10 protein-coding genes are annotated in these 11,537 nt (G+C 71.6%); 3 read left to right on the top strand and 7 right to left on the bottom strand.

Annotated features, from left to right (window positions below; genetic code table 11):
* Positions 1–94: 94 nt before the first annotated feature.
* The 4 genes from ESO86_RS04905 to ESO86_RS04890 form a co-directional block, all read right to left on the bottom strand.
* The gene (locus tag ESO86_RS04905; protein ID WP_129233761.1) at positions 95–988 is read right to left on the bottom strand and encodes an ABC transporter permease; all 894 of its coding nucleotides are present in this window, start codon (positions 986–988) and stop codon (positions 95–97) included.
* Positions 981–2,168, bottom strand: coding sequence for a polyamine ABC transporter substrate-binding protein (locus ESO86_RS04900; RefSeq protein WP_129233760.1), 1,188 nt, complete (start codon positions 2,166–2,168; stop codon positions 981–983). The genes ESO86_RS04905 and ESO86_RS04900 overlap by 8 nt, the downstream gene beginning before the upstream one ends.
* Positions 2,169–2,241: 73 nt before the next feature.
* Complete coding sequence (locus ESO86_RS04895) at positions 2,242–3,426, bottom strand: ABC transporter ATP-binding protein (protein ID WP_242492208.1); 1,185 nt, start codon at positions 3,424–3,426, stop codon at positions 2,242–2,244.
* A gap of 261 nt (positions 3,427–3,687) precedes the next feature.
* A complete protein-coding gene (locus tag ESO86_RS04890; protein ID WP_129233758.1) occupies positions 3,688–4,014 on the bottom strand; it encodes a hypothetical protein in 327 nt (108 codons plus the stop codon).
* A 210-nt stretch (positions 4,015–4,224) separates the two neighbouring features.
* Between ESO86_RS04890 and aceA the strand changes: the two genes are divergently transcribed.
* Together aceA and aceB are read left to right on the top strand one after the other, a co-directional pair.
* A complete protein-coding gene (gene aceA / locus ESO86_RS04885) occupies positions 4,225–5,550 on the top strand; it encodes an isocitrate lyase (RefSeq protein ID WP_129233757.1) in 1,326 nt (441 codons plus the stop codon).
* A 34-nt stretch (positions 5,551–5,584) separates the two neighbouring features.
* A complete protein-coding gene (gene aceB / locus ESO86_RS04880) occupies positions 5,585–7,276 on the top strand; it encodes a malate synthase A (protein ID WP_129233756.1) in 1,692 nt (563 codons plus the stop codon).
* 72 nt (positions 7,277–7,348) lie between these two features.
* On the opposite strand, the gene ESO86_RS04875 is transcribed toward aceB, so the two are convergent.
* The gene (locus ESO86_RS04875) at positions 7,349–8,722 is read right to left on the bottom strand and encodes an ATP-binding protein (RefSeq protein WP_129233755.1); all 1,374 of its coding nucleotides are present in this window, start codon (positions 8,720–8,722) and stop codon (positions 7,349–7,351) included.
* Between the two features lie 102 nt (positions 8,723–8,824).
* On the opposite strand from ESO86_RS04875, the gene ESO86_RS04870 reads away from it, so the two are divergent.
* Positions 8,825–9,421: a GNAT family N-acetyltransferase gene (locus ESO86_RS04870; protein WP_129233754.1), complete on the top strand. Its 597-nt coding sequence runs from the start codon at positions 8,825–8,827 to the stop codon at positions 9,419–9,421.
* 3 nt (positions 9,422–9,424) lie between these two features.
* Here ESO86_RS04870 and ESO86_RS04865 read toward each other — a convergent pair whose 3' ends face one another.
* Entirely contained in the window at positions 9,425–10,804 is a 1,380-nt protein-coding gene (locus ESO86_RS04865) for a cryptochrome/photolyase family protein (RefSeq protein ID WP_129233753.1), read from the bottom strand.
* Positions 10,801–11,537: MFS transporter (locus ESO86_RS04860; RefSeq protein WP_479722777.1), on the bottom strand; the 737-nt coding region annotated here is incomplete at its 5' end. The genes ESO86_RS04860 and ESO86_RS04865, both read right to left, overlap by 4 nt.

Below are 11,537 nucleotides of genomic sequence, written 5' to 3'. Positions count from 1 at the left end.
CGACGCGCGACCGGCGCGGCGGGCGTGCGGGGCGCGGATGCGTCGGCGGCGCCGGGTGCGGCATCCGTCAGCGTCGCCTCGGGTGCGGTGGTGGTCATGCCGTGGCCTCCAGGACGACGCGGTTGCGGACGCGGAACGGCAGCGACACGAGCCAGAGCAGGAACCCGATCGCGGCCGCCGAGACCATGATCACGAGGATGAGCAGCACCGCCATCGCCGAGCCGAGCGCCCAGTTCTGCGCGGCCTGGAACTGGCTGGCCACCAACTGGCCCACCATGTTCCCCTGCGCGCCGCCGAGCACCGTCGCCGTGATGTAGTCGCCCATGAGCGGGATGTAGACGAGCAGCAGGCCCACGATGATCCCCGGACGGGCGAGCGGGAAGGTCACGCGGATGAAGGTGCCCACCCGGTTCGCGCCGAGGTCCTTCGACGCCTCGCGGAGCGCGGGCCCGACGCGGTCGAACGCCACGTACAGCGGCAGGATCATGAGCGGCAGGTAGTTGTAGACGACGCCGATCAGCACGGCGGTGCGCGTGTACAGGATCGCGAGCGGGCCGTCGGTGATGCCGACGGTCTGGAGCAGCTGCGACATCCACCCCTCGGGGGCGAGGATGATCTGCCAGCCGATCGTGCGCACGAGGAAGTTCGTCCAGTACGGCACCATCACGAGGGCGATGAGCAGCCCGCGGCGGTGCGCGGGCGCCTTCACGGCCATCCAGTACGCGACCGGGAGGCCGATCGCGAGGCAGAGCAGGGTGCCCGCGATGCCGACCCACAGGGTGTTCATGAACACCTCGAAGAAGGTCGGCGAGAGGGCCTCGGCGTACCGGTCGAACGACAGCACGTCGGTCGCGTGGGTGCCGAAGATGCCCGGCTTGTAGCCGAAGCTGAAGTACAGCACCGCGCCGACCGGTACGACGAAGAAGGTGACGAGCCACGCCCACGCGGGAATCGCGAGGGCGAAGCTCGGCAGGCGGAGACTACGCACCGGCGGCGGCCTTCGCCTTGTTCCAGATGTCGACGTTGACCTGCTGGGCCTCGTTGACCTCGCCGTCGTTCATGGTGGCGATCTGCTCCTCGGAGAAGAACACGAGGTCGAGCATCTCGAGGCCGGCCTCGTTCGCGGCCTCCTCGATGCCTGCGGCGCCGGTGTGGTAGCCGATGTAGTCGACCTGGAGGAGCTGGTTCTCGGGGACCATCGTCCAGTCGATGAACGCGTGCGCCGCCTCCGGGTGGGGAGCGCCGACGGGGATCGCCCAGTTGTCCATCCAGAGCTCGGTCGCGGGCGAGCCGAGCACCCACTGCCAGCGGTCGGGGTCGGGCGACTCCATGATGCCGATGCGGGCGTCGCCGTTCCAGGCCTGCATGAGCACCTGGGTGGCCTGCGGGATCGCCTGGCCGCCGGGGTAGGAGTCGAACGCCGAGATGTGCGGGGCGAGCGTGTTGACGATGAAGTCCTCGCACGCGGCGAGGTCGGCCTCGTCGGTGGTGTTCCAGTCGATGCCGTTCGCCCAGTAGTAGAGGCCGGTGACCTCGGCCGGGTCGTCGAGCACGCTGGTCCTGCCGCTGGCCTCGTTCTGCGCGGCGTCGAGGAAGTCGTTCCAGTCCTTGAGCTCGCGCGTGATGACCGTCTTGTCGTAGACGAAGCCGGTGGTGCCCCACGCCTTGCAGATCGAGTACTCGTTCTCGGGGTCCCAGCTCCGGCCGAGGAACGCGGGGTCCATGTGCTCGATGTTCGGCAGCAGGTCCTTGTTCAGCGGCTGGATGATGCCGTTCTCGATCATCTGCGGGATGAACGCGCCGGTCGGGACGATGATGTCGTAGCCCGACGTGCCCTTCGCGGCGACCAGCTTCGAGATCAGCTCCTCGTTCGAGCCGTAGGAGTCGAACGTGACCTTCGGGCCGAAGTCGGACGTGAACGACGCGACGACGTCGGGCGAGTCGTAGTCGCCCCACGTGTAGATGTTGAGCGAGCCCTCGAGCTCGCCGCCGGTGGCGACCGGCGCCGAGGAGGTGCTTCCGCCGGGCGAGGAGCACGCCGCGAGGAACGCCGTGCCGCCCATGGCGGCGGCGAAGCTCAGGAATCGGCGGCGGTCGATCGCGCGCTGGAGGATCGGCACCTGCTCGGTGCTCGCGAGGATCCGGATGGGGGTGGACTTCTCGGCCATGTCGCTCCTTGGGGGTCGGGCGGATTGCTGGGTTCGGTGGTGCGTCGGGCGGTTCGGGTGCGCTCGGGCGACGTCAGTGCGTCGGCGGCGCGACGTAGCCGCCTGCCGCGGCCGCGTCGTCGGACGGGAAGACCTGCACGCTCGCGTCGCTCCACGAGCACGAGACCGCCTGGCCGACGGCGAGGTCGGGGGCCTCCGGGGTGGGGCGACGTGCGATGAGGCTCTGGTCGTCGCCGAGTCGGACGAGGTACTGCATCGTCTCGCCGAGGTGGGAGACGCCGAGCAGGGTGCCCTGCACGCGGTTCGCCCCGGTCGAGGGGGCGCCGCCCGCGGCATCCGCCTCGATGCGCACGAACTCGGGGCGCACCGCGGCCTGCACCGACGTGCCGTCGGCGAGGGGGGCGAGGCGGTCCGAGCGGATGCCGCGCACGAGGCCGTGCTCGGACTCGACCGCCGAGCCGCCCTCGGTCGCGGTCCCGCGGAAGAAGTTCTGCTGGCCGACGAACGCGGCGACGTAGGCCGACGTGGGCCGGGCGTAGATCGTGTCGGCGTCGGCGAGCTGCTCGATGCGGCCGTCGCGCATGATCGCGATGCGGTCGCTCATCGAGAGCGCCTCGCCCTGGTCGTGCGTGACGAACACGAAGGTGATGCCGAGCCGGGACTGCAGCAGCTTCAGCTCGAGCTGCATCTCCTCGCGGAGCTGGCGGTCGAGCGCGCCGAGCGGCTCGTCGAGGAGCAGCACGGACGGGCGGTTGACGAGCGCGCGGGCGAGCGCCACGCGCTGCTGCTGCCCGCCGGAGAGCTGGGTCGGCTTGCGGTCGGCGAAGCGACGCATCTGCACGAGGTCGAGCGCCTCGGAGACGCGCTGGCGGACCTCGGCCTTCGGCGTGCGGCGCTGCTGGAGGCCGTAGGCGACGTTCTCGGCGACGGTCATGTGCGGGAAGAGCGCGTACGCCTGGAAGACGGTGTTGACGTCACGGCGGTAGGGCGGCGCACCCAGGACGGATCGTCCGGAAATGCGGATGTCGCCCTCGTCGGGCTGTTCGAACCCGGCGATCATGCGCAGGGTCGTCGTCTTGCCGCAGCCGGACGGGCCGAGCAGCGAGATGAACTCGCCGGGCTGGATGGTGAGCGACAGGCCGTCGACCGCGATCGCGTCGCCGTAGCGCTTCGTGACCTGCTGGAGCTCGACGGAGCCCGATGCGGCGTCCTGCTGGTCAGGGTGTGAGACGGTCCTCGCCTCGGTCGCTGTCGTCACCTGTGGGCACCTCCGGTTCACTGACGCCGCGTCGCGTCCGGCCATTCAAACCCTTGTTGCACGCGTGTGCAATGGACACGTGGATAACCGGACGAACCTCCGCCCGGGACGGCTGTGCCAGACAGATCGTCCGGACGATCGTCACGTCGGCGAAACAGTGGGGCCGGATCCGTCATGCGGGCGAAACGCGGACCGCGTCGCGCGAGGCCGGACACCCGCGCGACGTCGACCGCGACCGCGTCCGACCTCGGCGGTCGCGGCCTACGGGTCGGGGCTCGTACGGCCGGGCGAGGCCGAGTCGGGCTGATCGGGGCCCTCCGCCGGCGACGGGCCGACCGACCGCGCCCGTTCGAGGCGTGTCAGCACTCGCAGGCCGGCGAACGTGGCGCCGAAGCCGACGCCCAGGCCGAGGACCACCAGCAGCCCCCATCGCGGGTCCTCACGGAGCCCGACCACCACGCCGACGACCGCGAGCGCCGCGCCGAGCACCGGCCCGACGACGAAGAGCGCGACGCCGAGCACGCCCAACCGCGACCGTCGCCGTTCCAGGCGACGCTCGTCGTCGGTGAGGCCGCCGTCGTGCGTCACGCCCTCATTCTGCCCCCGGCGCCGCCGAGGCATCCGCCCGCCCCGCGGTTGTTCCGCGATGCGGAAGAACCGGGAAAGTTCACCCCCCGATTCGTCGTCGGACCCCGGTGCGGGGCGCGCAGCATGGTTCCACAGACCCCCGGACGGCACCGCAGGAGGAGCCGGACGGACCACGAGACATCCGCACCGCTGCACCGAAGGAGCACCACGATGAGCACCCAGAACCGCCCCGGCGACCAGACGCAGACCGCCGCCGAGCTCCAGCTCGAGTGGGACGCCGACCCCCGCTGGGAGGGCGTCAAGCGCGACTACACCGCCGAGGACGTCATCGCCCTCCGCGGCCCGGTCCGCGAGGAGCGGACGCTCGCCCGCCGCGGCGCCGAGAAGCTGTGGGAGAACATCCGGAAGAACACCGGAACCGCGTTCGAGCGCATGGAGGACCCGGAGTGGTCGGCCGCGCTCGGCGCCCTGACGGGCAACCAGGCCGTGCAGCAGGTGCGCGCCGGGCTCAAGGCCATCTACCTCTCGGGCTGGCAGGTCGCGGCCGACGCCAACCTCTCCGGCCAGACCTACCCCGACCAGTCGCTCTACCCCGCCAACTCGGTGCCGGCCGTCGTCCGCCGCATCAACAACGCGCTGCTGCGCGCCGGCCAGGTCGAGCAGGGCACCGACGACCGCGACTGGATGGCGCCGATCGTCGCCGACGCCGAGGCCGGCTTCGGCGGCCCGCTCAACGCCTACGAGCTCATGCACCAGATGATCGAGGCCGGCGCGGCCGGCGTGCACTGGGAGGACCAGCTCGCCAGCGAGAAGAAGTGCGGCCACATGGGCGGCAAGGTGCTGGTCCCGACCGGCCAGCACATCCGCACCATCAACGCGGCCCGCATGGCGGCGGATGTCGCGGGCGTGCCCTCGATCATCATCGCCCGCACCGACGCGCTCGCCGCGACCCTGCTGACGAGCGACCACGACGAGCGCGACAAGCCGTTCGTCACCGGAGAGCGCACCGCCGAGGGCTTCTACAACGTGCAGAACGGCATCGAGCCGGTCATCGCGCGCGGCCTCGCCTACGCCGAGTACGCCGACCTGCTCTGGGTCGAGTCGGCCGAGCCCGACCTCGAGCTCGCCCGCCGCTTCGCCGAGGCCGTGCACGCGAAGTTCCCGGGCAAGCGCCTCTCGTACAACTGCTCGCCGAGCTTCAACTGGAAGCGCCACCTCGACGACGACCAGATCGCGAAGTTCCAGCGCGAGCTCGCCGCGATGGGGTACGCGTTCCAGTTCATCACCCTGGCGGGCTTCCACTCCCTGAACCACGGCATGTTCACGCTCGCCAAGCACTACAACGAGCGCCACATGTCCGCGTACGTCGAGCTGCAGGAGGCCGAATTCGCCTCCGAGGCCGACGGCTACACCGCCACGCGCCACCAGCGCGAGGTCGGCACCGGCTACTTCGACCAGATCGCCACGGCGCTGAACCCGAACAGCGCGACCCTCGCCCTCGTCGGATCGACCGAGGAAGAGCAGTTCCAGCACTGATCGACGGGCGCACGCCCGCGAAGGAGACGAGATCATGACCATCACCATCGAGCGACCGGACGCCATCGGCTCCGCTCGCGCGCAGACGACCACGCCCGAGCCGAAGCCGGCGACGGGCAGCTTCCAGACCGTGCAGCCGCACCTCGAGGTCACCGCACCGCTCGGCGAGCGCTACGACGAGATCCTCACGCCCGAGGCGCTCGCGTTCCTCGCGAAGCTGCACGACCGATTCGCGCACACCCGGCACGAGCTGCTCGCCGTCCGCCTGCAGACCCGGGTCGACGCGGCCAACGGCCGCGACCCGAAGTTCCTCCCCGAGACCGAGTGGATCCGGAACGACCGCACCTGGCGCGTCGCCGGGGCCGGCCCCGGCCTCGAGGACCGCCGCGTCGAGATCACCGGTCCGACCGACCGCAAGATGGCGATCAACGCGCTGAACTCCGGTGCGAAGGTGTGGCTCGCCGACCACGAGGACGCCACGAGCCCCACCTGGGCGAACGTCGTCGAGGGCCAGCTCTCGCTCTTCGACTTCCTGCGCGGCGAACTCGAGTACACGAGCCCCGAGGGCAAGGAGTACCGCGTCACCGCGACCGAGACGCCGACCATCGTGTTCCGCCCGCGGGGCTGGCACCTGGTCGAGAAGCACCTGAAGTTCCACGACCGCGCGGGGCGTGCGATGCACGCCTCCGGGTCGCTGGTCGACTTCGGGCTCTACTTCTTCCACAACGCCAAGGCCCTCATCGAGGCCGGCCGCGGGCCGTACTTCTACCTGCCGAAGCTCGAGTCGCACCGCGAGGCGAAGCTCTGGAACGACATCTTCACCTTCGCCGAGCAGGAGGTCGGCATTCCGCACGGCACGATCCGGGCGACCGTGCTGATCGAGACGATCCAGGCCGCGTTCCAGATGGACGAGATCCTGTACGAGCTCCGCGACCACTGCGCCGGCCTGAACGCCGGCCGCTGGGACTACATCTTCTCGATCGTGAAGACGTTCCGGTCGCGCGGCCGTCGCTGGGTGATGCCCGACCGCAAGTCGATCACCATGACGGTGCCGTTCATGCGGGCCTACACCGAACTGCTCGTCTCGACCTGCCACCAGCGCGGCGCGCACGCCATCGGCGGCATGAGCGCGTTCATCCCGAACCGTCGCGACCCCGAGGTCACCGAGCGCGCGCTCGCCGCGGTGTCCGCCGACAAGCGCCGTGAGGCGGGCGACGGCTTCGACGGCACGTGGGTCGCGCACCCCGACCTCATCCCGACCGCACGCGCCGAGTTCGACGCGGTGCTGGGCGACCGGCCCAACCAGGTCGACCGCCTGCGCGAGGACGTCCAGGTCACCGCGGCGCAGCTGCTCGACATCCCGTCGATCGGCGGCGAGGTCACCGAGGCCGGCGTGTACGACAACGTCTCGATCTGCATCCGGTACATCGAGTCGTGGCTCCGAGGGACCGGAGCCGCGGCGATCGACAACCTGATGGAGGACGCCGCGACCGCGGAGATCTCGCGCTCGCAGGTGTGGCAGTGGCTGCACGACAACACGGTCACCGCCGAGGGCACGCGCATCGACCAGACGTCGATCGTGCGGATCATGGCGGCCGCCGTGGCCGACCTGCCCCGGTTCGAGGGCGACCGGTTCGACGACGCCATCTCGGTGTTCCGGTCGGTCGCGCTCGAGCCCGAGTTCCCGACGTTCCTCACCGTCGGGGCGTACGCCCGGTTCCTCTAGGCCGGGTCGCGCGTCAGCGCACGAGGAGCGGATGCCGCGGGATGGGAAGACCGCGGCATCCGCTTCGTCGTGTCAGCGGAGCGGGACGGGCACGTCGACGCCGCCCTCGGGCGTGACGCGCGAGTTCATCTTCAGCAGCGTGGGCGCGGGCACGAACCCGCCGGCGAAGAGCGCCTCGCCCTGCCGGAACCACGGCGACCGCGCGATGAGGCCCGTCGGTGCGTAGCCGAAGTAGGTCGCGAGCCCCTCGAGGTCGATCGGCGAGCTCATCTTCATGAGGGCGAGGTTGTCGCACTGCGAGATGATCCCCGGATGCACCTTCGAGGGCCGCTGCGTCGAGAGCAGCAGCCACAGGCCGAACTTCCGGCCCTCTGCGGCGATCTGCACGAGGCGCTCGCGCACGGCGATCGCGACGGGGGAGTCGAGCTGCGGCGAGCAGAGGTTGTGCGCCTCGTCGATCACGAGCAGCACCGGACGGCGCTCCTCGCGCCTCGCCCAGAGCTCGTCGAGCACCGCGAGCGCGACCACGAGCTGCTGCTCGGGCGTGGAGAATCCGCCCAGGTCGAGCACCGTGGCGTCGGGCCGCTCGTCGATGACGTCGGTCGCCGCGCGTTCCGTGCCGGCCCACACCTCCCACTCCATGAGCCCGAGGTTCTCGATGCGAAGCGCCATCTCGCGCTTGACCGGGTCGTCGGACGAGCCGAGCGTCGGGAGGATCGCACCCAGGTCGGTCGTGTCGAGCGCGTCGCGCAGGTGCACGAGCCCGTTGTACTCCTGCCGGTCCGCGATCGGATCCAGCTGCAGCACCGCGGCCTTCGAGGCCATCGGCATCCCCACGAACCGGGCGCGCAGCGGCTCGGACCCGGGCACGTTCGGGCGGAGCACCCGGATGTCTCGCTCGCGCAGCGCATCGGCGGTCGGACCGGACGCACCCGGGTTCAGCTCGCCGAGCCGCACGAAGTCGGAGTTCGGGTCGAACACGACGACCGGCAGCGCGGTGTGCGCGATGACCTGCTCGAGCACGACCCCGAGCGCGTAGGTCTTGCCGGAGCCGCTCTGCCCGCACCAGAACGTGTGCCGGTTGAAGCGGTGCGGGAGCAGCTTCGCCGGACCGCCCGGGGGCGTCAGGTCGGTGCCGACCTCGAGCGCCGCACCGGTCGCCGCGTGCAGCAGGTCCACGGATGCCGGATCGACCGCGGCCACGCTCGCGGCGACGAACGGCAGCGTCGCGCGGGTCTCGAGGAGGCCGTCGGCGATGAGGCCCAGCAGGCGCCCGCGGAGGTGCCCGCGCTCGTCGTCGCGCTGCTCGACGAGCCCGAGCTGGCGGCGCTCGCCGTCGTCGATCACGACGAGCGCGCCCACGACGAAGCCGTCGACCGGGCCCGGGATGTGGAACGAGCGGCCGTCGTCGGAGCGGGCCGTCACGCGATCGAGGGGAACGTCCATGCGCCGATCCTGCCATCCCGCGGGGGCGTCGAGCACGGGCATGACACGCGAGGCTGCCGGAATCGATGGCCGGATCGCCGGCACCCGGGTAGCGTCAGGCCTGTGACCGTGACGATCCGGCCCGCGACGGCGGGCGATGCCGAGGCCCTCGCGCGCCTGGCGGCCGTCACCTTCCCGCTCGCGTGCCCGCCGTCGACGACGGCCGACTCGATCGCGTGGTTCATCGCCGAGGAGCTCAGCGAGGTGCGATTCGCCGAGTACCTCGCCGACCCCGAGCGGACGATCCTCGTCGCCGAGCCCGATCGCACGAGCGGGGCGGGCATCGCGCTGGCCGACGCCCAGGAGGTCGCCGCCACGGGCGGGCTGGTCGGCTGGTCGATGCTGGTGTCCACCGATGGCGGGGTGCCGGCCGACGACGACGCGGCGGCCAGTGTCTCGACGCGTCCGGCGATCGAGCTCAGCAAGATGTACGTGCACCCGGTCGCCCACGGGGCGGGCATCGCCGGCTCGCTCATGGCCGAGACCCTCGCGGCCGCCGCGGCGACGGGTGCGGCGGTCGTCTGGCTCGGCGTGAACCAGGAGAACCGCCGCGCCATCCGCTTCTACGAGAAGCAGGGCTTCGAGGTGGTCGGCACGAAGGGCTTCCGACTCGGAGACCGGGTCGAGCACGACCACGTGCTCGAGCACGCGCTGCGATAGCGGCTACTTCGCGGCCTTCACGTGCTCGTACGCCGCGAGCGCCGCGGCCCGCGTCTCCTTCAGGTCGACGATCGGCTCGGGATACCTGTCGGAGTCGAGCTCCGGCAGCCATCGCTCGACGTAGCGGTCGTCGGGGTCGAACTTCGCCCGCTGCAGCTCGGGGTTGAACACGCGGAAGTACGGCGCGGCATCCGCCCCGGAGCCCGCGACCCACTGCCAGCCGAACGGGTTCGAGGCGTGGTCGGCGTCGACGAGCGTGTCCCAGAACCACTGCTCGCCGCGCCGCCAGTCGATGAGCAGGTTCTTCGTGAGGAAGGACGCGGTGATCATGCGCGCGCGGTTGTGCATGCTCCCGGTGTGCCAGAGCTCGCGCATGGCGGCGTCGACGACGGGCACGCCCGTCCGGCCGCGTTCCCACGCCGTGAGCGCGGTCGGGTGCAGTCGCGGCCACGGGAACGCGTCGAACTCCTCGCGCCAGTTGCGCGTCGCGAGGGCGGGGAAGTGGAAGAGCACGTGCCAGGCGAATTCGCGCCATCCGACCTCGGCGAGGAACTTGCGCGCGCCCTCGGTGCCCGCGGCGCGTTCGCGGGTCGCGTGCCAGACCTGGTGCGGGCTGAGCTCGCCCCATCGCAGGCGCGGCGAGAGCCGGCTCGTCGCCTCGCGGTCGAGGCGGTCGCGCGAGGTGGCGTAGTCGGCGAGGTCCTCGGCGAGGAAGTCGCGCAGCCGCCGGTGCGCCGCGCGTTCGCCGGGCTCCCACGTCTCGCGGAGGCCGCCCGCCCAGTCCGGGTGCGTCGGGAGCAGCTCCCAGTCGTCGAGGTCGTCACCGGCCGGGCCGCCCCGCCCGTCGGCACCGCCGTAGCCGTCGAGCTCCGCGGGTGCGGGCAGCGGATGCCGCGGCTCGTCGGCCGCGAGGCACGCCTTCCAGAACGGGGTGAAGACCGAGAACGGCGTGCCCGATCCGGTGCGGATCGTCCACGGGTCGAACAGCAGCGACGCGCCGAAGCTCCGCACCTCGAGCCCGGCGTCGGAGAGGTCGGACTTCAGGTCGGCGTCGATCTCGCGCTCCGCAGCGCCGTAGCGGCGGTTCCAGAAGACGGCGCCGGCGCCGGCCTCGTCGACGAGCGTGCGGATGACCCGGCCCGCCGGGCCGCGTCGGAGCACGAGGCGCACGCCGCGGTCGCGCAGGTCGCCCGAGAGTGAGGCCAGCGAGTGGTGCAGCCACCACTTCGCGGCGCCGCCGAGCGGGCGCACGCCGGTCGACTCCTCGTCGAGCACGTACACCGCGACGATCGGCTCACCGCGTTCGACTGCGGCATGCAACGCAGGATGGTCGCCCACGCGGAGGTCGTCGCGGAACCAGACGATCGACGGCGTGGCGGTCATGGTCCGACGCTAGCCGAGGCCGCCGTCGCCGCTGCTGGGGGTTGACTGGGCATCCGGTCGACGCCGCGTGCGGCGGACCGGGCGATCACCCACGTGCCGAGGCCCGAGGCGAGGAAGATCGCGCCGAGCACCGCCCAGCCGGCGAGTCCGTGCTCGAGCGCGGTCGCGGTGACGACGAGCGGCGCGCACATCGCGCCGAGCGAGTAGCCCATGCCGAACACGCCCTGGTAGGTTCCGGCGCGGACGGGGTCGGCGAGCTCGAAGCCGAGTCCCCAGCCGCCGGCCTGCGAGAGGACCTCGGCGAACGCGTGGGTGAGCGCTGCGAGGAGCACGACCGCCACGGCGCCCCAGGCGGGCAGTCCTGCCGAGAGCGCGTAGACGACGCAGGCGCCGGCCATGAGCCAGGCGGCGATCGCCGAGACGCGGCCCGCGACGCGCACGTCGTGGGTGCCGCGCGAGAGCGGCACCTGGAACAGCACGACGATCGTGGTGTTGAGGATCAGCACGGCGGACACGACGACCGTGGGCGCCTCGGTGGCATGCGCCACCCAGAGCGGGACCCCGACGTTCGTGACGGCGAACTGCATGCCGAACACGGCGCTGAGCAGCGTCAGCAGCAGGTAGCGGGGGTCGCGCCAGGGGGAGTGGGTGCGCAGCGCGATGCGCTCCGCGCGGCGGGAGGCCGCGGCATCCGTCGACCCGGTGGCCGTGCTCACGGGCTCGGCCGCGCGCG

It is taken from the genome of Agromyces binzhouensis (assembly GCF_004135055.1).
Taxonomy (GTDB): Bacteria; Actinomycetota; Actinomycetes; order Actinomycetales; family Microbacteriaceae; genus Agromyces; species Agromyces binzhouensis.
The sequence above is the reverse complement of the archived record's forward strand: the minus strand, read 5'-3'. Positions and strand labels throughout refer to the sequence as shown.

Excerpts from the sequence above, each read along its gene's own strand:
- ESO86_RS04900 (WP_129233760.1), bottom strand. The coding sequence starts at position 2,168 with ATGGCCGAGAAGTCCACCCCCATCCGGATCCTCGCGAGCACCGAGCAG.
- aceA (WP_129233757.1), top strand. The coding sequence starts at position 4,225 with ATGAGCACCCAGAACCGCCCCGGCGACCAGACGCAGACCGCCGCCGAG.
- aceB (WP_129233756.1), top strand. The coding sequence starts at position 5,585 with ATGACCATCACCATCGAGCGACCGGACGCCATCGGCTCCGCTCGCGCG.
- ESO86_RS04875 (WP_129233755.1), bottom strand. The coding sequence starts at position 8,722 with ATGGACGTTCCCCTCGATCGCGTGACGGCCCGCTCCGACGACGGCCGC.
- ESO86_RS04865 (WP_129233753.1), bottom strand. The coding sequence starts at position 10,804 with ATGACCGCCACGCCGTCGATCGTCTGGTTCCGCGACGACCTCCGCGTG.